Annotated in this window: 21 protein-coding genes; 9 read left to right on the top strand and 12 right to left on the bottom strand. The window is 68.6% G+C overall.

Translation table 11 applies throughout. The features are described from left to right. Positions 1-2 precede the first annotated feature (2 nt). The 3 genes from pyrH to rpsB form a co-directional block, all read right to left on the bottom strand. Positions 3-770, bottom strand: a complete 768-nt coding sequence (gene pyrH, locus ACGTNG_RS09635; RefSeq protein WP_394576806.1) for a UMP kinase — start codon at positions 768-770, stop codon at positions 3-5. A 116-nt stretch (positions 771-886) separates the two neighbouring features. Next, entirely contained in the window at positions 887-1756 is an 870-nt protein-coding gene (gene tsf, locus ACGTNG_RS09630; protein WP_394576805.1) for a translation elongation factor Ts, read from the bottom strand. Between the two features lie 137 nt (positions 1757-1893). Continuing rightward, on the bottom strand, positions 1894-2640 hold the full coding sequence (gene rpsB / locus ACGTNG_RS09625) for a 30S ribosomal protein S2 (RefSeq protein ID WP_108445281.1): 747 nt from the start codon (positions 2638-2640) through the stop codon (positions 1894-1896). Between the two features lie 293 nt (positions 2641-2933). Here rpsB and map point away from each other — a divergent pair, with 293 nt between their 5' ends. The 7 genes from map to ACGTNG_RS09590 all read left to right on the top strand — a co-directional run bounded on the left by map (position 2934) and on the right by ACGTNG_RS09590 (position 10718). Then, positions 2934-3725 carry a type I methionyl aminopeptidase gene (gene map, locus ACGTNG_RS09620; protein WP_394576804.1) on the top strand — a complete coding sequence of 264 codons (792 nt, stop codon included), beginning with the start codon at positions 2934-2936 and terminating at the stop codon, positions 3723-3725. Between the two features lie 9 nt (positions 3726-3734). Next, positions 3735-6416 (top strand): [protein-PII] uridylyltransferase, encoded by a 2682-nt coding sequence (locus ACGTNG_RS09615; RefSeq protein ID WP_394576803.1) that lies wholly within the window; start codon positions 3735-3737, stop codon positions 6414-6416. Between the two features lie 141 nt (positions 6417-6557). Continuing rightward, the gene (gene dapC / locus ACGTNG_RS09610) at positions 6558-7763 is read left to right on the top strand and encodes a succinyldiaminopimelate transaminase (protein ID WP_394576802.1); all 1206 of its coding nucleotides are present in this window, start codon (positions 6558-6560) and stop codon (positions 7761-7763) included. After that, the gene (locus ACGTNG_RS09605) at positions 7757-8095 is read left to right on the top strand and encodes a Spx/MgsR family RNA polymerase-binding regulatory protein (RefSeq protein WP_394576801.1); all 339 of its coding nucleotides are present in this window, start codon (positions 7757-7759) and stop codon (positions 8093-8095) included. Before dapC ends, ACGTNG_RS09605 begins: the two co-directional genes overlap by 7 nt. Positions 8096-8139: 44 nt before the next feature. Beyond that, positions 8140-9165, top strand: a complete 1026-nt coding sequence (gene dapD, locus ACGTNG_RS09600) for a 2,3,4,5-tetrahydropyridine-2,6-dicarboxylate N-succinyltransferase (RefSeq protein ID WP_394576800.1) — start codon at positions 8140-8142, stop codon at positions 9163-9165. Continuing rightward, positions 9152-10324, top strand: a complete 1173-nt coding sequence (gene dapE / locus ACGTNG_RS09595; protein WP_394576799.1) for a succinyl-diaminopimelate desuccinylase — start codon at positions 9152-9154, stop codon at positions 10322-10324. Before dapD ends, dapE begins: the two co-directional genes overlap by 14 nt. A gap of 7 nt (positions 10325-10331) precedes the next feature. Beyond that, positions 10332-10718: a hypothetical protein gene (locus tag ACGTNG_RS09590; protein ID WP_394576798.1), complete on the top strand. Its 387-nt coding sequence runs from the start codon at positions 10332-10334 to the stop codon at positions 10716-10718. 81 nt (positions 10719-10799) lie between these two features. On the opposite strand, the gene ACGTNG_RS09585 is transcribed toward ACGTNG_RS09590, so the two are convergent. Continuing rightward, on the bottom strand, positions 10800-11264 hold the full coding sequence (locus ACGTNG_RS09585; protein WP_394576797.1) for a cold-shock protein: 465 nt from the start codon (positions 11262-11264) through the stop codon (positions 10800-10802). A gap of 99 nt (positions 11265-11363) precedes the next feature. Between ACGTNG_RS09585 and ACGTNG_RS09580 the strand changes: the two genes are divergently transcribed. Then, entirely contained in the window at positions 11364-11609 is a 246-nt protein-coding gene (locus tag ACGTNG_RS09580) for a SlyX family protein (protein ID WP_394576796.1), read from the top strand. 197 nt (positions 11610-11806) lie between these two features. Here the strand turns inward: ACGTNG_RS09580 and trxB are convergent, their stop codons facing one another. Both trxB and ACGTNG_RS09570 read right to left on the bottom strand, forming a co-directional pair. Then, a complete protein-coding gene (gene trxB / locus ACGTNG_RS09575; protein ID WP_394576795.1) occupies positions 11807-12757 on the bottom strand; it encodes a thioredoxin-disulfide reductase in 951 nt (316 codons plus the stop codon). A 125-nt stretch (positions 12758-12882) separates the two neighbouring features. Then, positions 12883-13092 carry a zinc ribbon domain-containing protein gene (locus tag ACGTNG_RS09570; protein WP_394576794.1) on the bottom strand — a complete coding sequence of 70 codons (210 nt, stop codon included), beginning with the start codon at positions 13090-13092 and terminating at the stop codon, positions 12883-12885. Positions 13093-13275: 183 nt separating this feature from the next. On the opposite strand from ACGTNG_RS09570, the gene acnA reads away from it, so the two are divergent. Beyond that, the gene (acnA, locus tag ACGTNG_RS09565) at positions 13276-16020 is read left to right on the top strand and encodes an aconitate hydratase AcnA (RefSeq protein WP_394576793.1); all 2745 of its coding nucleotides are present in this window, start codon (positions 13276-13278) and stop codon (positions 16018-16020) included. Between the two features lie 199 nt (positions 16021-16219). Here acnA and ACGTNG_RS09560 read toward each other — a convergent pair whose 3' ends face one another. The 6 genes from ACGTNG_RS09560 to ACGTNG_RS09535 form a co-directional block, all read right to left on the bottom strand. Beyond that, positions 16220-17899 (bottom strand): NAD-dependent malic enzyme, encoded by a 1680-nt coding sequence (locus ACGTNG_RS09560; RefSeq protein ID WP_394576792.1) that lies wholly within the window; start codon positions 17897-17899, stop codon positions 16220-16222. A 132-nt stretch (positions 17900-18031) separates the two neighbouring features. Then, entirely contained in the window at positions 18032-19240 is a 1209-nt protein-coding gene (locus ACGTNG_RS09555) for a YeeE/YedE family protein (RefSeq protein WP_394576791.1), read from the bottom strand. A gap of 174 nt (positions 19241-19414) precedes the next feature. Continuing rightward, entirely contained in the window at positions 19415-20440 is a 1026-nt protein-coding gene (gene trpS / locus ACGTNG_RS09550) for a tryptophan--tRNA ligase (RefSeq protein WP_394576790.1), read from the bottom strand. Positions 20441-20701: 261 nt separating this feature from the next. After that, a complete protein-coding gene (gene ald / locus ACGTNG_RS09545; protein ID WP_394576789.1) occupies positions 20702-21817 on the bottom strand; it encodes an alanine dehydrogenase in 1116 nt (371 codons plus the stop codon). 226 nt (positions 21818-22043) lie between these two features. Then, positions 22044-22367, bottom strand: a complete 324-nt coding sequence (locus ACGTNG_RS09540; RefSeq protein WP_394576788.1) for a putative signal transducing protein — start codon at positions 22365-22367, stop codon at positions 22044-22046. Positions 22368-22376: 9 nt separating this feature from the next. Further along, a complete protein-coding gene (locus ACGTNG_RS09535) occupies positions 22377-23570 on the bottom strand; it encodes a class I SAM-dependent rRNA methyltransferase (RefSeq protein WP_394576787.1) in 1194 nt (397 codons plus the stop codon). Positions 23571-23580: the final 10 nt, after the last annotated feature.

Here is a 23580-nt window from a genome sequence, read left to right as displayed (position 1 = left end):
TCTCACCCTCTGTCAATCAGCGTGCCTTCCTTGCCACCCACCACCAGGTTCAGCAGGGCGCCCGGCTTGTTCATGTTGAAGACCCGCACCGGCATGTCATGGTCCCGCACCAGGCAGATAGCGGTCAAATCCATCACGCCGAGCTTCTGGTCGAGCGCATCATCATAGGACAGCTGCTCGTACTTGACCGCATCGGCGTACTTGACGGGGTCCTTGTCGTAGACGCCGTCCACCTTGGTGGCCTTGACCACCACGTCGACGTCGATCTCGATGCCGCGCAGGCAGGCCGCGGAATCGGTGGTGAAGAAGGGGTTGCCGGTACCGGCCGAGAACATCACCACGTCACCGGAGGTCAGGTAGCGAATGGCGGTGCGGCGATCGTAATGCTCCACCACGCCGCTCATCGGAATCGCCGACATCACCCGCGAGCGGATGTTGGAGCGCTCCAGGGCGTCGCGCATGGCCAGGGCGTTCATCACCGTGGCCAGCATGCCCATGTGGTCGCCGGTGACGCGATCCATGCCCGCCTCGTGCAGGGCGGCGCCGCGGAACAGGTTGCCGCCGCCGACCACGATGCCGACCTGGACGCCGATGCCCACCAGCTGGCCGATCTCCAGCGCCAGGCGATCCAGCACCTTGGGGTCGATGCCGAAGTCGGCATCTCCGGTGAGCGCCTCACCGGACAGCTTGAGCAGGATACGCTTGTACTTGGACACCTCGGAACGGGATTTCTCGGGCTTGCTGGGGGCGGGTTGATCGGCGCTGGTCATGGGATGTCTCCGGAATTCTCGACGCATGGGACCTGGTGGGGTGGCCGGATCTACCGGCCGGATACGCGATGGCGTGCGCTCGCGCGCACGCCATCGTCACTCTGGAACCTGCGACCTTAGCTGCGCTTGGCCTGTTCCATCACTTCCGTGGCGAAGTCGACCTCTTCCTTCTCGATGCCCTCGCCCACTTCGAAGCGGGTGAAGCCGATCACTTCGCCGCCAGCGGCCTTGGCGAACTCGGCCACGGTCTGGTCCGGGTTCTTGACGAAGGCCTGCTGGGTCAGGCTGTTCTCGGCCAGGTACTTCTTCAGGCGGCCCTGAACCATCTTCTCGGCGATCTGCTCGGGCTTGCCGGCCATGTCCGGCTGGGCCAGGATGATCGCCTTCTCGGCGTCCAGCTGCTCCTGAGGCATGTCCTCGGGATGCGCCACGGTCGGGTTGATGGCGGCGACGTGCATGGCAACGTCACGGGCCGTCTCGGCGTTGCCGCCCTTGAGCACGGTCAGCACGCCGATGCGGCCACCGTGGACGTACTCGCCGACCAGGTTGCCATCGCCGGCCTCGATCACGACGCAGCGACGCACGCCGATGTTCTCGCCGATCTTCTGCACCAGCTGCTCGCGCGCGGTCTCGAGCTCACCGTCCATCACGGCGGCCACGTCTTCGCTCTTGGCGGCGAAGAAGGCGTCGGCGATCTTCTTGGCGAAGGCCGTGAAGTTCTCGTCACGGGCGACGAAGTCGGTCTCGGAGTTGATCTCGACCATCACGCCGTAGCTGCCGTCCTCGGCCACACGGGTGACCACGGCGCCTTCGGCGGCGGTACGGCCGGCCTTCTTGGCGGCCTTGAGGCCGGAGTTCTTGCGCAGGTTCTCGATCGCCTGCTCGATGTCACCATCGGTCTCGGTGAGTGCCTTCTTGCACTCCATCATGCCGAGCCCGGTACGCTCGCGCAGTTCCTTGACCTGGGAGGCGCTGATAGCTGCCATGGTAGTGTCCTCTGAATGGTTCGACCTGGAATAATAGCGGGGAAGAAGAGAGAAAAGGGGGCCTGGGCCCCCTTGCGCCTGTCCGGCGAGCCGTCACCGAAGTGACGGCAGACGGGCCGGCCCAGGCGGGCCGACGATCACTCGGCGGCGGCGTCGCTCTGGCTCTCTTCGGCTTCGGTCACTTCGACGAACTCGTCGGGACGACCTTCCTTCGCACGGGCGCAGGCGTCGGCGACGGCCTTGACGTAGATCTGGATGGCGCGGATGGAGTCATCGTTGCCCGGGATCACGTAGTCGACGCCATCGGGGTTGGAGTTGGTGTCCACCACGCCGATGACCGGGATACCCAGCTTGTTCGCCTCGTTGATGGCGATGCGCTCGTGATCGACGTCGATCACGAACAGGGCATCGGGCAGGCCGCCCATTTCCTTGATACCGCCCACGGACCGCTCGAGCTTGTCCTGCTCGCGGGTCGCCATCAGCACTTCCTTCTTGGTCAACTTCTCGAAGGTGCCGTCCTCGTGCATGGTCTCGAGGTCACGCAGGCGCTTGATGGAGACGCGGATGGTCTTGTAGTTCGTCAGCATGCCGCCGAGCCAGCGGTGGTTGACGAACGGCTGACCGACGCGGTTAGCCTCTTCCTTGATGATCTTGCTCGCGCTGCGCTTGGTGCCGACGAACATGATCTTGTTGTTGGCCGCTGCCATCTTCTCGACCACGTCGATGGCCTCGTTGAGGGCCGGCAGGGTGTGCTCGAGGTTGATGATGTGAATCTTGTTGCGGGCGCCGAAGATGTACTTGCTCATCTTCGGGTTCCAGTACTTGGTCTGGTGACCGAAGTGAGCACCTGCTTTGAGCAGGTCACGCATGTTGACGTGTGCCATGGATGACTCCTGAAAAATCGGGTTAGGCCTCCACGCACCCCATGGATCCGACCGTCGCGTCATCGAGGATGGCCACGACAGCACCCGGGACCATGTGCCGGTGCATGTGTGTTTTCAAGGCATTGCGTTGATTGTCGCGCCTCCCCGTGGCTCGCCGAGGTGCCGAAGTCTCGACCAAGCTCCGCGATTGCAGGAAAGCGCGCAGCTTTATACCATGGATGACCTCCAAGATGAAGTCGCCCGTTGTCCGTCCCTGCCGTTTCCGGGCGGCCCCACCCCTGATTCGAGATTCCATGAACGTACCCATCAAGACGCCCGACGAGATCGAGAAGATGCGCGAGGCCGGTCGTCAGGCCGCCAGCGTGTTCGAGATGATCATCCCGCACGTGAAGGCCGGCGTGAGCACCGGCGAGCTCGACCGGCGCTGCCACGACTTCATCGTCGACGAGCTCGGCTCGACCCCGGCGCCGCTCAACTATCACGGCTTCCCCAAGTCGATCTGCACCTCGATCAACCACGTGGTCTGCCACGGCATCCCCGATGACGCCAAGAAGCTGAAGAAAGGCGACATCATGAACATCGACATCACCGTGAAGACCGCCGACGGCTATCATGGCGACTCGAGCATGATGTTCATCGTCGGCGAGAGCATCCAGGGCGAGCGCCTGTGCCGCGTCACCCAGGAGTGCCTCTACCGCAGCATGGCCCTGGTCCGCCCGGGCGCGCGCCTCTCGGAGCTGGCCCGCGCCATCCAGTCCCACGCCGAGGAGAACGGCTACTCGGTGGTGCGCGACTTCTGCGGCCACGGCATCGGCGCCGGCTTCCACGAGGACCCGCAGATCCTGCACTACGACGGCTACGCCCCCGAGGCCGACATCGCCCTCGAGGAGGGCATGTGCTTCACCATCGAGCCGATGATCAACGTCGGCGGCCACCAGACCAAGGTGCTGCGCGACGGCTGGACGGCCGTGACCAAGGACAAGAGCCTCACCGCCCAGTGGGAGCACACGCTGCTGGTCACCGCGACGGGGGTCGAGGTGCTGACCGCCCGCAGCGACGAAGACCTCTCCTTCCTCGACCGCTGAGTCGACGCCATGCTGCTGCACCACTATCGCTTCACGCCCGACGAGAGCCTCTTCGACGTCGAGGCCTTCCGGGCCGAACTCGCCGGCGAGCGCTCCCCCATCGCCCCCTTCAAGGCGGCGCTGCGGGGCATCCAGGCCCGCCTCGACGAGCGCTTCCGCGCCGGGGCCGACATCCGCGATCTGGTGCACGGCCGGGCCTGGTGCCTGGACCGCCTGCTGGCCATCGCCTGGGAGCAGCATGACTGGCCCGGCGATGGCGTGGCGCTGCTCGCCGTGGGCGGCTACGGCCGCGGCGAGCTGCACCCCCACTCCGACGTCGACCTGCTGCTGCTGCTCGAGGAGGACGACGACACGCCCTTCCGGGAGGCGCTGACCGCCTTCATCACCTTCCTGTGGGACATCGGCCTGGAGATCGGCCACAGCGTGCGCTCGCTCGCCGACTGCGAGCGCGAGGCCGACGCCGACGTGACGGTGATCACCAACCTGCTCGAGACCCGCACCCTGGCCGGCCCCGAACGGCTGCGCGAGGCGATGCAGGCACGGCTCGCCACCGACCGGCTGTGGCCGGCGGACCGCTTCTTCGAGGCCAAGTGGCAGGAGCAGATCAGCCGCCACTACCGCTACAACAACTCCGAGTACCACCTCGAGCCCAACATCAAGAGCTCGCCCGGCGGGCTGCGCGACATCCAGATGATCGGCTGGGTGGCCAAGCGCCACTTCGATACCCAGCGCTACGAGGACCTGGTCGCCGGCAGCTTCATGAACGATGCCGAGCTGCGCATCCTGAGCCAGGGCCAGGCCTTCCTGTGGCAGGTGCGCTACGCGCTGCACATGCTCACCGGCCGGGCCGAGGATCGACTGCTGTTCGACCACCAGCGCACCATCGCCGAACTGTTCGGCTTCCGCGACACCCCGGAGCGGCTGGCCGTCGAGCAGTTCATGAAGCGCTACTACCGCCATGTCACGGCGCTGGCCGGGCTCAACGACATGCTGCTGCAGCACTTCGACGAGGCGATCCTGCACGCCGGCCAGGTGCTGCCCACGGTGCCGCTCAACGAGCGCTTCGAGATCAAGGGCAGCTACATCCAGGCCCGCTCGCGCCACGTCTTCCGCAAGCGCCCCTCGGCGCTGCTCGAGCTCTTCCTGCTGATGGCCGAGCACCCGGAGATCGAGGGGGTGCGCGCCGCCACCATCCGCCTGCTCCGCGACCACCGCCACCAGATCGACGATCTCTACCGCGACGACCTGCGCCACCAGAGCCTGTTCATGGCCCTGCTGCGCTCCGGCGGCAACGTCGCCCGCCAGCTCAGGCGCATGAACCGCTACGGCCTGCTCGGCAAGTACCTGCCGGAGTTCGGCCAGGCCGTGGGGCTGATGCAGCACGACCTCTTCCACATCTACACCGTGGACGCCCACACCCTGCGCCTGCTCAAGTGCATCCACGGCTTCCGCAAGCCCGAGGCCCGCGAGGAGTTCCCGGTGGCCGCCACCCTGATCCACCAGCTGCCCAAGCTGGAGCTTCTGTGGATCGCCGGGCTCTACCACGACATCGGCAAGGGCCGCGGCGGCGACCACTCGATCCTCGGCGCCCGGGATGCCGAGCGCTTCTGCGAGCGTCACGGGCTCTCGGGCCGCGACACCCGCCTGGTCAGCTGGCTGGTGGAGCACCACCTGATGATGTCGATGGTGGCCCAGAAGCGCGACATCACCGACCCCGACGTGATCGCCGAGTTCGCCCGCCTGGTCGGCGACGAGACCCGGCTCGACTACCTCTACGTGCTGACGGTGGCCGACATCAACGCCACCAACCCGACGCTGTGGAACGGCTGGCGCGCCTCGCTGCTGCGCCAGCTGCACGGCGAGACCAAGCGCGCCCTGCGCCGCGGCCTGGAGAACCCCCTGGAGCGCGACGACTGGGTGCAGGAGACCCGCAGCGAGGCCCACTCGCTGCTGGCCACGGTGGGCGCCGACATGGCCCGGGTCGACCGGCTCTGGGAGTCGCTCGGCGAGGACTACTTCCTGCAGTACGCGCCCAGCGAGATCGTCTGGCAGACCCAGGGCATCCTCGACCACGGCGACAGCCAGCTGCCGCTGATCCTGATCAACGCCCCCACCGACGACATGGCCGAGGGCGGCACCAAGGTGTTCATCCACACCCGCTCGGTGGACGACCTGTTCGCCGCCACCGCCGCCGCCATGGACCAGCTGGGGCTGTCGATCCATGACGCCCGCATCGCCACCTCGAGCAACGACTGGACGCTGAACACCTTCATCGTGCTCGACGATCACGGCCAGGCGATCCGCGACCCCGAGCGCATCGCGGCGATCCGCCGCCACCTGGTGGAGGAGCTCGACGACCCGGACGACTATCCGCAGATCGTCACCCGCCACACCCCGCGCCAGCTCAAGCACTTCCGCGTGCCCACCGAGGTCAGCATCGAGCAGGACCCGGCCAACGAGCGCACCCTGCTCGAGGTGGTCGCCCCCGACCGCCCCGGCCTGCTGGCCCGGGTGGGGCGCATCTTCATGGAACAGGACATCGCCCTGTCGGCGGCCAAGATCGCCACTCTCGGCGAGCGGGTCGAGGACGTCTTCTTCATCACCGACAAGGCCGGCGCGCCGCTCACCGATCCCGAGCGCCAGCAGCAGCTGCGCGAGCGGCTCATCGAGGTGCTCTCGGTCGCCGGATGAGCGCGCAGGGCGGTCGGCGTTTGAGGCCGCCCCGGGGCTTCCCTATAATCGACGCCCTCCCCGCCCGCGCGCCTCGGCCCGAGTGGGGCATCACCGATAACGACGCCGGCGCTCGAACGCCCAAGGCGCACCTGGACACCCATGAACCCCGACCTCGACGCCCTCAAGCCCTACCCCTTCGAGAAGCTCGCCGCCCTCCGGGCCGAAGTGACGCCGCCCGAGGGGATCGCGCCGATCTCGCTGACGATCGGCGAGCCCCAGCACGCGCCCTACGCCGCCGCGCTCCAGGCGCTCGACGACCACCGCCAGGCCTTCGCCCGCTACCCGGCCACCGCCGGCATCCCGGAGCTGCGCGGTGCCATCGCCGCCTGGGCGACCCGGCGCTTCGGCCTGTCGAGCCTCGACGCCGAGCGGCAGGTGCTGCCGGTCAACGGCACCCGCGAGGCGCTCTTCGCCTTCGTGCAGGCGGCGCTGGATCGCAGCCGCCCCGCCCGGGTGGCCATGCCCAACCCCTTCTACCAGATCTACGAGGGCGCGACCCTGCTCGCCGGCGGCCAGCCGCTCTACCTGGACTGCCGCGCCGAGACGGGCTTCCGGCCGGATCTCGAGGCGGTGCCGGCCGAGACCTGGCGCGAGGTCCAGCTGGTGTTCGTCTGCTCGCCGGGCAATCCCACCGGCGCGGTGACGCCCTTCGCGGAGTTCGAACGGCTGCTCGAACTCGCCGACGAGCATGACTTCATCATCGCCTCGGACGAGTGCTACTCCGAACTCTACCTGGACGAAGCCACCCCGCCGCCCGGGCTGCTCGAGGCCTGCGCGCGCCTGGGCCGCCACGACTACCGGCGCTGCCTGGTGTTCCACTCGCTCTCCAAGCGCTCCAACCTGCCGGGGCTGCGCTCGGGCTTCGTGGCCGGCGATGCCGACCTGATCGCCCCCTTCCGGCGCTACCGCACCTATCATGGCTGCGCCATGTCGCTGCCGCTGCAGCACGCCTCGATCACCGCCTGGAACGACGAGGCCCACGTGCGCGCCAACCGCGACGCCTACCGCGAGAAGTTCGCCGCGGTCACCGAGATCCTCGCCCCGGTGATGGACTTCCCCTCCCCCGAGGCCGGTTTCTACCTGTGGCCCGCGGTGCCGGGCGGCGACGACGAGGCCTTCGCCCGCGCCCTCTACGCCGAGGAGCACGTCGGCGTGCTGCCCGGCAGCTACATGGGACGGGCGGGACACGACGGCACGAACCCCGGCGCCGGACGCCTGCGCCTGGCCCTGGTGGCCGAGGTCGAGGCCACCGCCGAAGCTGCGCGCCGCCTGCGCCGCTTCATCGAGAGGAGCCCCCGATGCTGACGCTCTACGTGATCAAGAACTGCGACACCTGCCGCCGCGCCCGCAAGGCCCTGGACGAGAAAGGCATCCCCTTCCAGGTCCACGACCTGCGCGAGGACGGCCTCTCGGCCCCGCTGCTCGAGCACATCCTGCACCGGGTGCCGCTCCTGGAGGTGCTCAACAAGCGCAGCACCACCTGGCGCCAGCTCGACGACGAGGAGAAGGAGAACCTCGACGCCAACTCGGCCCGCGAGCTGCTGCTGGCCCACCCCACCCTGCTCAAGCGACCGCTGCTGGAGAACGGCGACGAGATCCTCGTCGGCTACCGCGACGGCGACTACGACTCACTCTAAGAGGGCGCCCCCGCCCCTCCCCACGCTTTCAGAGGACACCTCCCATGCTGAGCTTTGCACTCGGAATCGGCACCCAGAACACCCAGGGCGACTGGCTGGAGATCTACTACCCGGCCCCGCTGCTCGGCCCGGACGCGAGCCTGGTGGCCGCCGCCGCCGAGGTGCTCGACGCCCCCGACGGCAACGCCGCGGTCAGTTTCCTGCCGGAGCAGTGCGGCGCACTGGCCGGCGCGCTGCGTGACGCCGGCCATCCGGAGCAGGCCGAGCTGGCCGAGACCCTGGCGGCCAGCCAGCGTCCGCTGGTGGCGATGTTCCTCGACGTCGACGCCCCGCCCCAGAGCGCCCCGGAGGTCTATCTCAAGCTGCACCTGCTCTCCCATCGCCTGGTCAAGCCCCACGGCCTGGACCTCACCGGCATGTTCGGCCTGCTGCGCAACATCGCCTGGTCGAGCGAAGGCGCCATCGACATCGAGGAGCTGCCGGCGCGTCGCCTCAAGGCTCGCCTGGCGGGCCGCCCGCTCTCCGTGGACTGCGTCGACAAGTTCCCCAAGATGACCGACTACGTGGTGCCGACCGGGGTGCGCATCGGCGACACCGCCCGGGTGCGCCTGGGCGCCTACCTCGGCGAGGGCACCACGGTGATGCATGAAGGCTTCGTCAACTTCAACGCCGGCACCGAGGGCCCGGGCATGATCGAGGGCCGCATCTCCGCCGGCGTGATGGTCGGCAAGGGCTCGGACCTGGGCGGCGGCTGCTCCACCATGGGCACCCTCTCCGGCGGCGGCAACATGGTCATCAAGGTCGGCGAGGGCTGTCTGATCGGCGCCAACGCCGGCATCGGCATCCCGCTGGGTGATCGCTGCACCGTCGAGGCCGGCCTCTACATCACCGCCGGCGCCAAGGTCACCGTGCTCGACGACCAGGGCCAGGTCGCCGACACCGTGGCCGCCCGGGAGCTCGCCGGCCAGGACGACCTGCTGCTGCGCCGCAACTCCCAGAACGGCCGCATCGAGTGCCTCACCAACAAGAGCGCCATCGCGCTGAACGAGGCGCTGCATGCCCACAACTGAGGCCGCCGAACTCTCGCCGACCCTGGCGCTCGCCTGCGAGCTGATCCGGCGCCCCTCGGTGACGCCGGATGACCTGGGCTGCCAGGCGCTGATGATCGAGCGCCTGGAGGCGCTCGGCTTCCACATCGAGCGCCTGCCGTTCGGCGACGTGGAGAACTTCTGGGCCACCCGCGGCCACCACGGCCCGCTGCTGGCCTTCGCCGGCCACACCGACGTGGTGCCGAGCGGTCCGCACACGCACTGGGACACCCCGCCCTTCGAGCCCGTCATCGACGACGACGGCATGCTGCGGGGCCGCGGCGCCGCTGACATGAAGGGCAGCCTGGCGGCGATGGTCACCGCGGTGGAGCGCTTCGTCGCGGCCCACCCGGATCACCACGGGCGGATCGGCTTCTTGATCACCTCCGACGAGGAGGGCCCGGCGGTGGACGGCACCCGCGCCGTGGTCGAGCACCTGCGCGAGACCCACGACCGGCTCGACTACTGCATCGTCGGCGAGCCCTCCTCCACCGACCGCCTCGGCGACGTGATCAAGAACGGCCGGCGCGGCTCGCTGGGCGGCGTGCTGCACATCAAGGGCATCCAGGGTCACGTGGCCTACCCGCACCTGGCGCGCAACCCCATTCACCAGGCGATGCCCGCCCTGGACGCCCTGACCCACGAGCACTGGGACGAAGGCAACGCCTTCTTCCCGGCGACCAGCTTCCAGATCTCCAACCTCCGCTCGGGGACCGGCGCGACCAACGTCATCCCCGGCGACGTGGAGGTGGTGTTCAACTTCCGCTTCTCCACCGAGGTGACCCACGAGCAGCTCCGGGCCCGCACCGAGGCGCTGCTCGATGCCCACGGCCTCGACTACCGGCTGGACTGGACGCTCAACGGCGAGCCCTTCCTGACCGCCGAGGGCGATCTGGTCGAGGCCGCGGTGGCCGGCGTGGAGGAGGCCGTGGGCATCCGCCCGACGCTCTCCACCTCCGGCGGCACCTCCGACGGGCGCTTCATCGCCACCCTGGGCAGCCAGGTGGTCGAGCTCGGCCCCTGCAACGCCACCATCCATCAGGTCAACGAGCGGGTACGGGCCACCGATCTCGACGACCTGAGCCGGGTCTACGAGGCGATCCTCGGACGGCTCTTCGTCAACGGCACGGCGCGGCCCTGAGGCATCCATGGAATCCTATCCCGATATCGAGATCTACCTGGCCCGCGGCGACATCGCGCGCCTCGACGCCTGGCTCGCCGAGGCCATCGGGGCCGCGGCGCTGGCCCCCGCCGGCAAGCGCCAGTGGCGCACCCGCGGTGGGAAGGACGCGGCGCCGGTACCGGTGCTGCTGGTGGAGAAGGCCGCCGACGGCTTCGCCAGCCTGTGGTTCGACAGCCCCGAGACGCCCTGGGCGACGGACGCCGAGTGCGCCCGGGAGGCCGCCCGGCGGCTCGAGTGCGAGGTGCGCTGTTCGCTGGGCGGCTGGCAGCCCGGCGACGATCCGGACCGCTTCCTGCAGGTGCTGCCCGACGGCACCGAGCAACCGATCGACTGGCCCGATTCTGGTCAGTAGCCCCGACACGACAGCGCCCCGCTCAAGGCGGGGCGCTGTCGTTGGAGGCGCTGCGGGTACGCCGAGCGCAGGCGCTTCGATTTAGGTGATAACGGTGACGTCGTCGGCTTGAAGCCCCCGCTCGTTCTGGATGACGTGGTAGCGCACCTTCTGACCCTCGGCCAGGGTGCGATGTCCGCGCCCGCGGATGGCCCGGAAGTGCACGAAGACATCCTCGCCGTCGTCGCGGGTGATGAAGCCGTAGCCCTTGTTGACGTTGAACCACTTGACCTCGCCGATCTCGCGATCGTCGTCCTCGACCTCGGCCAGGTTGACCAGCTGGGGCGTCAGGGCGTTGAGCGCCAGGGTGGCAATCAGCAGCAGCAGGAAGACCGCGACCGCGGCGGCGAAATAGACCGCGGCCACGCCGCCGACCTCGAGGCTGGCAAACAGCTCACGGGACAGCACGCCGCCGGTGAGATGGACGAGCAGGGCGATCAACAGCGGCGCTGGCGCCGCCAGCAGCAGGCTGATAATACTGCAACGAAACACGACCTTTCGATTCATGGACCTGTAAAACTCTCTGGTAGTGGTGAAAGGAAGAAAGGGACCCTCATGCATGAAGGTGCCACGATGAACGGTGACACGCAGCACAAGGATTCTATCATGAGCGATGCAACGACGCCTGGCGAGCTGGCCCGCCGCCTGGAGGCCCTGGAGAGCCGGATCGCCTACCAGGAGCACTGGCTCGACACCCTGGACGAGGCCGTGGCCGGCCAGGAGCGGCGGCTCTCGCAGCTCGAGCGGATCAACGTCCTGATGCAGGAGCGGCTGCGCCACCAGCAGCGGGCTCTACAGGAGGGCGATGAGGCCGCCCCCCGCCCCGAGGACGAGCTGCCGCCGCACTACTGATCCAAGGGCAAGGAGCAAGGGGCAAGGAGCCAGGAAAGTATGGCGCCACCAAGGTGAGCGGCGCCGGGGCAGGTCGGAAGGGGGTCCTATGCCAGGGATGGCATCGGTAGCGCCCAGGGAGGGGTTCACAGCGCCCCCGAACCGGCCTGCCCCCCCGGATAAGCCGCGACATCGGGCCGGCAGGCTCACCCCCTCTGCTATAGCTCGTCGAGGTAGCGCTCGGCGTCCAGTGCCGCCATGCAGCCGGTGCCGGCGGAGGTCACGGCCTGGCGATAGACGTGGTCCATGACGTCACCGGCGGCGAATACGCCCGGCACGCTGGTGGCGGTGGCGTTGCCCTCGAGGCCGGACTGCACGCGGATGTAGCCGCCGGCCATCTCCAGCTGCCCCTCGAAGATGCCGGTGTTGGGGCTGTGGCCGATGGCGATGAACACGCCCGGCGCCGCCAGCTCCCTGGTCTCGCCGGTCTCGGTGGAGCGCAGCCGCACGCCGGTCACGCCGCTGTTGTCGCCCAGCACCTCGTCGAGGGTCTGGTTCCACTCGAGCACCACGTTGCCGCTCTCGGCCTTCTCGAAGAGCTTGTCCTGGAGGATCTTCTCGGCCCGCAGGCTGTCGCGGCGATGCACCAGGGTCACCTTCGAGGCGATGTTGGAGAGGTAGAGCGCCTCCTCCACGGCGGTGTTGCCGCCGCCCACCACCACGACCTCCTGGTTGCGGTAGAAGAAGCCGTCGCAGGTGGCGCAGGCCGAGACACCCTGGCCCATGAACGCCTGCTCGGAGGGCAGCCCCAGGTAGCGTGCACTGGCGCCGGTGGCGATGATCAGGGCGTCGCAGGTGTAGGTCCCGCCATCGCCCTTCAGGGTGTAGGGCTTCTCGCGCAGCTCGACCTCGTTGATGTGATCGAACAGCACCTCGGTGTCGAAGCGCTCGGCGTGGCGCTTCATGCGCTCCATCAGCTCCGGGCCCTGCACGCCTGCGTCATCGCCCGGCCAGTTGTCGACGTCGGTGGTGGTGGTCAGCTGGCCGCCGGCCTGGATGCCGGTGATCAGCAGCGGCTTGAGGTTGGCGCGGGCCGCATAGACGGCCGCGGTGTAGCCGGCGGGGCCGGAGCCGAGGATGATCAGGCGTTCGTGACGCGCGTCGCTCATGGAAGGACCTCGTGGAGTCGGGAATGGCACAGTGGGCTGGGCGATGCCGACGGATGGTACCGGCATGGCGCAGGCCGCTGGACGCTCGTGAAACGCGCCGGCGCCGTTGGCACTATCAACGCTTGCTAGAGCACGTCGTCGTCGCGCCCCAGCATGAGCGAATCGAGTTCGCCGCTGACCGGCGAGACCTCGATGCGCAGCTGGATCGGGGCGCAGCAGCGCGGGCAATCCTCCCAGGTGGCGTGACTGCCCTGGGAGAGATCGACCAGCAGGTCGAACGGCGTGTCGCAGTAGGGGCAATTCACCTCCCGCGACTCGAGCTGTTCCTCGTTCATTCGGCGTTCACCGCCTTTTGTGGTGTTGCAGCAATATGGAGGGCCACGTCCACCATTTCAAGGGTGCCCGGGGGCCGACGACCCCGGGCACCGCTTGAAAACGCCCTCTATCATGACCATGTAGCGAAGAGGCGCCAGGATGGTGGCCCCTACTCCCCGCGATGCGAAAGGAGGACAGACAGCATGAGCAACGACGCCCTACCGGATACCCTGGAGACGCTGGATGCCGGCGGTCATACCTACCACTTTCATAGCCTGCCCAAGGCCGCCGAGGCGCTCGGCAACATCGATCGACTGCCCAAGACGCTGAAGATCCTGCTGGAGAACCAGCTGCGCTTCGCCGATGACGAAAGCGTCGAGCGCGAGGACCTGCAGGCGCTGGTCGACTGGCAGCAGCAGGGCCACTCCGATCGCGAGATCGGCTATCGTCCGGCCCGGGTGCTGATGCAGGACTTCACCGGCGTGCCCGGCGTCGTCGACCTGGCCTCCATGCGCGCCGCGGTGGAGTCCCTCGGCGAGGATCCCGCGCGCATCAACCCGCTCTCCCCGGTGGACCTGGTCATCGACCACTCGGTGATGGTCGACAAGTTCGGCAACCCCACGGCGTTCAAGGACAACGTCGCCATCGAGATGGAGCGCAACCACGAGCGCTACGAGTTCCTGCGCTGGGGCCAGCAGGCCTTCGACAACTTCCGCGTCGTGCCCCCCGGCACCGGCATCTGCCACCAGGTGAACCTGGAGTACCTGGGCCAGACCGTGTGGACCAAGGAGCAGGACGGCAAGACCCTGGCCTACCCCGACACCCTGGTCGGCACCGACTCCCACACCACCATGATCAACGGCCTGGGCGTGCTCGGCTGGGGCGTGGGCGGCATCGAGGCCGAGGCGGCCATGCTCGGCCAACCGGTCTCGATGCTGATCCCCGAGGTGGTCGGCTTCAAGCTCACCGGCAAGCTGCGCGAGGGCATCACCGCCACCGACCTGGTGCTGACCGTCACCGAGATGCTGCGCAAGAAGGGCGTGGTGGGCAAGTTCGTCGAGTTCTACGGCGACGGCCTCAAGGACCTGCCGCTGGCCGACCGCGCCACCATCGCCAACATGGCGCCGGAGTACGGCGCGACCTGCGGCTTCTTCCCGGTCGACGATGAGACCCTCACCTACATGCGCCTGACCGGCCGCGACGACGCCCAGCTGGCGCTGGTCGAGGCCTACAGCAAGGCCCAGGGCCTGTGGCGCGAGCCCGGCGACGAGCCGATCTTCAGCGACACCCTGGCGCTCGACATGAATGACGTCGAGGCGAGCCTCGCCGGCCCCAAGCGGCCCCAGGACCGGGTGGCGCTCAAGGACATGAGTGCCGCCTTCGCCAAGGTGATGGAGGACGACGGCAAGCCGCTGTCGAGCACCGAGAAGGGCAAGCTGATGTCCGAGGGCGGCCAGACCGCCGTCGGGGTCGAGGCGAGCTACGAGCATCACGACAGCCAGGACGTCGATCTCGACGGCGAGGCCTTCCGGCTGAACCCCGGCGCCGTGGTCATCGCCGCCATCACCTCCTGCACCAACACCTCCAACCCCAGCGTGATGATGGCCGCCGGCCTGCTGGCACGGAAGGCCCGCGAGAAGGGACTCGGCACCAAGCCCTGGGTCAAGACCTCCCTGGCGCCGGGCTCCAAGGTGGTCACCGACTACCTGGCCGCCGGCGGCGTGCAGGAGGACCTCGACGCGCTGGGCTTCCACCTGGTGGGCTACGGCTGCACCACCTGCATCGGCAACTCCGGTCCGCTGGCGGGCCCGATCGAGGAGGCCATCGAGACGGGCGACCTGGCCGTGGCCTCGGTGCTCTCGGGCAACCGCAACTTCGAGGGCCGGGTGCATCCGCTGGTCAAGACCAACTGGCTCGCCTCGCCGCCCCTGGTGGTGGCCTATGCGCTGGCCGGCAACGTCCAGCTCGACCTGACCCGCGAGCCGCTGGGCACCGACCGGCACGGCGAGCCGGTGTTCCTCAAGGATATCTGGCCCAGCCAGGCGGAGATCGCCGAGGCCGTGGAGCAGGTCAACACCGAGATGTTCCGCAAGGAATACGCCGAGGTCTTCGACGGCGACGAGGTCTGGAAGGCCATCGAGGTGCCGAAGAGCAAGGTCTACCAGTGGTCGACGGACTCCACCTACATCCAGCACCCGCCCTTCTTCGAGGGCATGGGGCGCACCCCCGAGGCCATCGAGGACGTCAAGGACGCCCGGGTACTCGCCCTGCTGGGTGACTCGGTGACCACCGACCACATCTCGCCGGCCGGTGCCATCAAGCCCGACAGCCCCGCCGGGCGCTACCTGCAGGAGAACGGCGTCAAGCCGGTGGACTTCAACTCCTACGGCTCGCGGCGCGGCAACCACGAGGTGATGATGCGCGGCACCTTCGCCAACGTGCGCATCAGAAACGAGATGCTCGACGGCGTGGTCGGCGGCGAGACCCGCCACGTGCCGAGCGGCGAGCAGATGGCGATCTACGATGCGGCGATGCGCTACCGCGAGGAGGGCACGCCGCTGGTGGTGATCGCCGGCAAGGAGTACGGCACCGGCTCCAGCCGCGACTGGGCGGCCAAGGGTACCCGCCTGCTCGGGGTGCGCGCGGTGCTGGCCGAGTCCTACGAGCGCATCCACCGCTCCAACCTGATCGGCATGGGCGTGGTGCCGCTGCAGTTCCCCGAGGGCGAGAGCCGCACGTCGCTGGGCCTGACCGGCGACGAAACGGTCTCCATCGAGGGGCTCGACGCCCTCACCCCGGGCGGCAAGGTCACGGTGACCATCGCCTCCGAGAAGGGCGAGAAGAAGATCGAGGCGCTGTGCCGCATCGATACGGCCAACGAGCTGGAGTACTACCGCCACGGCGGCATCCTCCACTACGTGCTGCGCAAGATGATTGGGGCGGCCTGACCCCAACGGGCGAGAGGCCGTCGGGGACAGGCCTAAGAGGGGGTCCGATGCCAAGGATGGCATCGGTAGCGCCCAGGGATGGGTTCACAGCGCCCCCTCGTGTCCTGTCGCCGAAAGAGCCCGAGCCCTGCCACCATGACGAGCAACGAAAAGGCCCCGCCGGAAAACCGGCGGGGCCTATTTCATGCCCGGAATCCGCTCAGAAGGAGCGGCGACGATAGCGACGATACTCCGGCGTCCAGCTGTTGCGCTCGATGGCCTGGCGCAGCTTGATGCCGTTGGTCTTCAGCGCCACGCCCTCGCCCTGGGCCTGGGCGGCGACGTCGAAGGCGATCGCCTTGGAGAGTTCGCGGATCTGGGAGAGCGGCGGCAGCAGCGCGCCCTTCCCTTCCTTGACCAGCGGCGCCTCGCGGGCCAGCGCCCGGGAAGAGGCCATCAGCATGGCATCGGTGACCCGCTTCGCCCCGGCCGCCACCACGCCGAGGCCGATGCCCGGGAAGATGTAGGCGTTGTTGCACTGGGCGATGGGGATGCTGCGCCCCTCGTACTCGACCGGCGCGAAGGGGCTGCCGGTGGCAACCAGGGCCTGGCCGTCGGTCCAGCGGATCACGTCCTCCGGCACCGCCTCGGCCCGCGAGGTCGGGTTGGAGAGCGGCATGATCAGCGGCATCTCGCAGTTGGCATGCATGGCGCGCACCACCTCCTCGGTGAAGATGCCCGGCATGCCGCAGACCCCGATCAGCACCGTGGGCTCGATGCGGCGCACCACCTCGAGCAGCGACTGGCCCTCCCACTCGGCCACCAGGGCCGGGTCGTGGGCGAGGCGCCCCTGGAAGTCGCGCAGCCAGGCCTGCTCGTTGGTGACCAGGCCCTCGCGATCGACCATGTAGATGCGCGAGCGCGCCTCCTTCTCGGTCAGCCCCTCGGCCTGCATGGCCACCACCACCTGCTCGGCGATGCCGCAGCCGGCGGAGCCCGCGCCCACGAACACCACCCGCTGCTGGCCGATGCCCTCGTCGCGCGCCTGGCAGGCCGCCATCAGGGTGCCCACCACCACCGAGGCCGTGCCCTGCACGTCGTCATTGAAGCAGCACAGCTCGTCGCGATAACGATCCAGCAGCGGCAGGGCGTTGGCCTGGGCGAAGTCCTCGAACTGCAGCAGCGCATTGGGCCAGCGGCGCTTCACGGCGGTGATGAACTCCGCCATGAAGGCATCGTACTCCTCCTGGGAGACCCGCCGGTGGCGCCAGCCCATGTACATGGGGTCGTCGAGCAGCGCCTGGTTGTTGGTGCCCACGTCGAGCATGATCGGCTGGGTATAGGCCGGGCTGATGCCGCCGCAGGCGGTGTAGAGCGCCAGCTTGCCGATGGGGATACCCATGCCGCCGATGCCCTGGTCGCCGAGCCCCAGGATGCGCTCGCCGTCGGTGACCACGATCACCTTGACGTTGTCCTTGGTGGAGCTCCTGAGGATGTCATCCATGCGATCGCGGTCGGGATAGGCGATGAAGAGACCGCGGTGGTTGCGGTAGATGTTGGAGAACTCCTCGCACGCCTTGCCGACGGTGGGGGTGTAGATGATCGGCAGCATCTCCTCGAGGTGCTCGGAGACCAGCCGGTAGTAGAGGGTCTCGTTGTCATCCTGGATGGCGCGCAGGTAGATGTGCTTGTCGAGGTCGTTCTGGCACTGGCTGTACTGCCGATAGGCCCGTTCCGCCTGCTCCTCGATGGTCTCCACATTCTGCGGCAACAGCCCGATCAGGTTGAATTCCAGTCGCTCCTCACGCGTGAAGGCGCTGCCCTTGTTGAGCAGCGGCATCTCGAGCAGCGGTGGACCGGCATAGGGAATGTAGAGGGGACGCTTGTGTTCGATGGTCATCTCTCGCCTCGATAGGGTGACTGGAACGGGCCGTTGGCGCTCTCCCGGCGCCATTGGCGACACTCTACCACGCCCGAAAAGACGACGCCCCGACCGGGGCCGGGGCGCCTGAGATGTCGATGACCGCGAAGCTCAGCAGCCCTTCGCCGTCGCGACCCGAGCGGCAGGCCCCGAGAAGAAGAAGGGCCGCAGCTTCACCCCGAGCATGTTGCCGGCGAAGGCCGCCACCAGCCACACCCAGCCGTGCAGGCTGCCGGAGGCGATGCCACCGAAGTAGGCGCCGATGTTGCAGCCGAACGCCAGGCGAGCCCCGTAGCCCAGCAGGATGCCGCCGATCACCGCGGCGACCACGGAGCGCGCGGGGATGCGCAGGTTGGGGGCGAACTTGCCGGCCAGCGACGCCGCCACCAGGGCGCCGACCATGATGCCGACGTTCATCACCGTGGTGATGTCGCCCCACACGCTGGCCTCCAGCGCCCTGGCGTTCCACGAGGCCTGCCAGTAGCCCCACTGGCCGACGTCGCCGCCCAGCCACTCGAAGCCCTTGGCGCCCCAGAGGGCGAAGGCCGAGGTCACCCCCCAGGGACGCCCGGCGAGCGACAGGGTCGCGAAGTTGAGCAGCGCCAGCGCCACGGCGCCGGCCAGCAGTGGCCAGGGGCCGGTGAGCCAGCGCCGGTTGCCGACGTCGATCCGCGGCGCCTGCTCCAGCTGGCCGTGGCGGCGACGCTCCATCACCACGGTCAGCGCCGCGATGGCGGCGAACAGCGCCAGGCTGATGGCGATGCCGCCGCCGGCGCCGGCGCTCTTCACCAGCGAGACCGGCTGGAAGGCCGGCAGGCTCTGCCACCAGCTGAAATGGGCCGTGCCGATCACCGAGCCGACCACGAAGAACAGCAGGGTGATCAGCATGCGGGCGTTGCCGCCGCCGGCGGTGAACAGGGTGCCGGAGGCGCAGCCGCCGCCCAGCTGCATGCCGATGCCGAACAGGAAGGCGCCGACGACCACCGATACGCCGATCGGCGCCACGAAGCCGTAGACGGACTGGCCGAACAGGCTGCCGGCCGAGAGCGCGGGGAAGAAGAGCGCCACGGCGATGGCCAGCATCACCATCTGCGCGCGCAGGCCGCGGCCGCGACGCTCGGTGATGAAGACCCGCCAGGCGGCGGTGAAGCCGAAGGCGGCGTGGTAGAGCACCATGCCGAGCAGTCCGCCCACCACCATCAGTGCGCCCAGCCGGGCGCCGAAGGCGCTGCCCACGGCCAGCGCCCCCAGCAGCAGGCCGGCGGCGGCGAGAAGCGGCAGGGTCAGGCGGGAACGCCGGATCAGGGCGACATCACTCATGGGGGAATCCTCCGGATGCATCCGGGTCAGCGGTCGGGGTAGAGCGCAGCCTAACGAATCCGGAGCAGAACATGAAATCATCGTATGGATGGTTTTCATGCGATCCGGCAATAAAAGGGCCGGACTCCCCCGGGAGTCCGGCCTGTGGCCCGCGCGACGTCGCTCGGTCGACGTTTAGACGAAGCGGCCGAGGCCCGCCGCCTGCCGCAGGCGGTCCATGAAGGGCGCCGCCTCGGCGCGGGCCCGCTCGGCGCCCTGGAGCAACACCCGCTCGATATGGCCGGGATCCTCCATCAGCCCCTGATAGCGCTCGCGGGGCTCGCGCAGCTGCTCGTTGAGCAGCTCGAAGACGCGGTTCTTGGCCTCGCCCCAGCCGATGCCGTTGGCGTACTCGGTGCGCATGGCCTCGGTCTCGTCGGCCGTCGCGAAGGCCGCGAAGATCTGGAACAGCGTGCAGCCCGCCGGGTCCTTGGGCTCGCCGGGCTCCAGGGAGTTGGTCTTGATCTTGCGCACCAGCTTCTGGAGCTTCTTCTCGGAGACGAACAACGGGATGGTGTTGTTGTAGCTCTTGGACATCTTGCGCCCATCGAGCCCGCCCAGCACCTCGACCCGCTCATCCACCACCGCCTCGGGCTGGGTGAAGTACTGCCCCTTGTAGAGGTGGTTGAAGCGTCCGCCGATGTCGCGCGCCATCTCGATGTGCTGGATCTGGTCGCGTCCCACCGGCACCTTGTGGGCGTTGAACATCAGGATGTCCGCCGCCATCAGCACCGGGTAGCCGAACAGCCCCATGGTGATGCCCTTGTCCGGGTCCTGGTTGCCGGCGGCCTCGTTCTCGGCCACCGCCGCCTTGTAGGCGTGGGCGCGATTCATCAGGCCCTTGGCGCAGACGCAGGAGAGCATCCAGGTCAGCTCCGGGATCTCCGGCACGTCCGACTGGCGGTAGAAGATGGCGTTGTCGGTATCCAGGCCCAGCGCCAGCCAGGTGGCGGCGATCTCCAGGCGCGACTCCTGCACCCGCCGCGGATCCTGGCACTTGATCAGCGCATGCAGGTCGGCGAGGAAGTAGTAGGACTGGACGGTCGGATCCTGGCTCGCGGCGATGGCGGGCTTGATCGCCCCCACGTAGTTGCCGAGATGAGGGGTGCCGGTGGTGGTGATGCCGGTGAGGACACGGGTCTTGTCGGACGATGCGGTCATGAAAGCGGGACTCTGCTGACTCTCGAATGGCCGCTATGGTAACGCGAGGCCCCGATCAAGGCGACCGGGGCCAGTCGTGTCGACCCGCAGGGGCGCGGGTCAGCGCGGAGGTCCTTTTCCAGGGAAGGAAAAGGTAGCGCCCAAGGAGGGGTTCACAGCGCCTCCGCAATGGCCCGGCGCCCCGGAGGCGCGCTTCCTGCGACGCTTCGCCCTGTCCTCGGCGCCGCTCGCGCTGCCGGCACCGAACGGTCAGGGGCTCTCTTACTTGACCAGGCTGGCGGGATCGACGCTCTCGAGGCCGAAGGCGTCCGCCACCGCCTGGTAGGTGACCTGGCCGTCATGGACGTTGAGGCCGGCGGCGAAGTGCGGGTCGTCGGCCAGGGCCTTCTGCCAGCCCTTGTCGGCCAGCGCCCGCACGAACGGCAGGGTGGCGTTGGTCAGCGCCTGGGTGGAGGTGCGCGCCACGGCGCCCGGCATGTTGGCCACGCAGTAGTGCACCACGCCGTCGACGATGTAGGTCGGCTCGGCGTGGGTGGTGGGCCGGCTGGTCTCGAAGCAGCCCCCCTGGTCGATCGCCACGTCCACCAGCACGCTGCCCGGCTTCATCTCGGCGAGCATCGCGCGGGTGATCAGCTTGGGCGCGGCGGCACCGGGAATCAGCACGGCGCCGACGATCAGGTCGCACTCACGCACCGCCTCGTCGATGGCGTCGGCGGTGGAGAAGACGGTCTTCATGCGCCCCTGGTAGCGGTCGTCCAGGGTCTCGAGACGCGGGATGGAGGTGTCGAGCACCGTGACCTCGGCACCCAGGCCCAGCGCCATGCGGGCGGCGTTCTCGCCCACCACGCCGCCGCCGATCACGGCCACCTTGGCCGGAGCCACGCCGGGCACGCCGGGCAGCAGCACGCCGGCCCCGCCCTGAGCCTTCTCCAGGCTGTGGGCGCCGGCCTGCACGGCCATACGGCCGGCCACGGTGCTCATCGGCGCCAGCAGCGGCAGCCCGCCCTGACGATCGGTGACGGTCTCGTAGGCGATACAGGTGGCGCCGCTTTCCATCAGGCCGCGGGTCAGGGTCTCCTCGGCAGCCAGGTGCAGGTAGGTGAAGAGCGTCTGCCCCTTGGTAAGCCGGGCGACCTCCTCGGCCTGGGGTTCCTTGACCTTGAGGATCAGCTCGGCCTCGCTCCAGACCTTCGCCACATCGGCCTCGAGGCGAGCCCCGGCGGCCTCATAGGCGGCGTCATGGAAGCCGGCGCCCTCGCCGGCCCCGGCCTGCACGGTGACCGTGTGGCCACGGCCGACCAGCTCCCGGGCCCCCGAGGGGGTCAGGGCGACGCGGTACTCGTGGTTCTTGATTTCCTTGGGCACGGCGATCTGCATGGCACGCTCCTGCGTTGGGTGACGGAATCGGTGTTCCCCCATTACAGCACAGGCAGTCGATACACGAAGAGTCCACGCAGAAGAACAAAAAGGATGAGTAGACACCGGCTTTTTCACCGGAAAATCTTCTATGAGAGAAGGCGTCTACAGAAAACCCTGTGGCCAGGGCCGAGCGGCCGTGACGATCACGCGGAGAGACGGGCATCTTCCCTGCCCGCGTGACGCGCTAGTCCCATGCCTCGCGGGTGGCACCGCAGTGCCAGCAGGTGTCGAAGGCGCCCTCGAGGCGCTCGCCGCAGCCGGGGCAGGTCCAGGCCGGGCGTTCGCTTCCCCCATGGAGGGCCTGGCGAATCAGCGCCTCAGCCCGCTCGCGGTTGTGGGGCGCCACCCAGACCTCCGGCTCGCACTCGCCCAGAGGCAGCTCGCCGGCGCCGCCACCCAGGGTCATGTTGCGCAACTCCACCGGGATGCCGGCCGCGGTCAGCACGTTATGCACGTGACTGACCAGCAGCGCATTGGAGTGGGCGAAGGCGCGAACGTAGCCGGGCACCACGGCGACCTAGTCCCGGAAAACGCGCACGCCCAGGGCCTTCAGGTAGGCGGTCTCGGGGATCGCCGGATGCACCGGATGATCCGGCCCCTGATGGCCCTGGAAGAGGATCTGGCCCTGGCGATCCTGGTGGCGCACCGCGCCGCGCACCACGTCGACCAGGCGTTCCGGGGCCAGGTGCATGGAGCAGGAGGCCGAGAGCAGGAGGCCATCGCGGCCGAGCAGGCGCATCGCCTCGCGGTTGAGCTTGCCGTAGGCCCGCTCCCCGTTGGGGATGTCCTTGCGCTTGCGGATGAAGGCGGGCGGATCGAGGATCACCACGTCGAACTCCTCCCCCTCGGCCTTGAGGGCGGCGAGCACCTCGAAGGCATCGCCCTCGCCCACCGCCACCTGCTCCTGCAGGCCGTTGAGGGTGGCGTTCTCGGCGACCCGCTCTAGGGCCGCGCCGGAGGCATCCACGCAGAGCACCTCGCTGGCGCCGCTGGCCGCGGCCTGCACGCCCCAGCCGCCGACGTAGCTGAACAGGTCCAGCACCCGCTTGCCGGCGACCAGGCCGTTGAGCCAGGTGCGATTGACCCGGTGATCATAGAACCAGCCGGTCTTCTGACCGTCGAGCACGGGCGCCACGAAGCGCACGCCGTTCTCCTCCAGCAGCACCTGGTCGGGCAGCTCGCCCTTCACCACTTCGACGCTCGCCTCGAGACCCTCCTGGCGACGCCCGCTGGTGTCGTTGCGGAACACCACGGCCGCCGGCGAGAGCACCTTCTCCAGGGCGTCGAGCAGCTCCTCGGCCACGGCCTGCATGCCGGCGGTATTGAGCTGGACCACGACGACGTCGCCGAAGCGGTCGATGATGAGCCCCGGCAGCAGGTCGCCCTCGCCGTGCACCAGGCGGTAGAAGGGCTTGTCGAAGAGCCGCTGGCGCAGGGCCAGCGCCTGGTTCAGGCGGTGCACCAGCAGCGAGCGGTCGAGCCTCTGCTGGGGGTCGCGGGAGACCATCCGCGCGCAGATCAGCGAGTGCGGATTGACGTAGGCCACCCCCATGCCCTTGCCGTTGGCCGCCTCGACCACTACCTGCGTACCGGGGACGATCTCCTTGAGCGGCGTGGCCTGGATATCGATCTCGTTGGAGTAGAGCCACAGGTGGCCGGCCTTGAGGCGACGGTCGGCATTCTTCTTCAGGCGCAGGGTGTGCTGGGTCATGGGGGTCTCG

Origin of the sequence: Halomonas sp. B23F22_3 (assembly GCF_043496965.1) — a bacterium.
GTDB lineage: Bacteria > Pseudomonadota > Gammaproteobacteria > Pseudomonadales > Halomonadaceae > Halomonas.
Note: the sequence above shows the minus strand (reverse complement) of the source record. Positions and strands in the feature narration are given on the sequence as shown.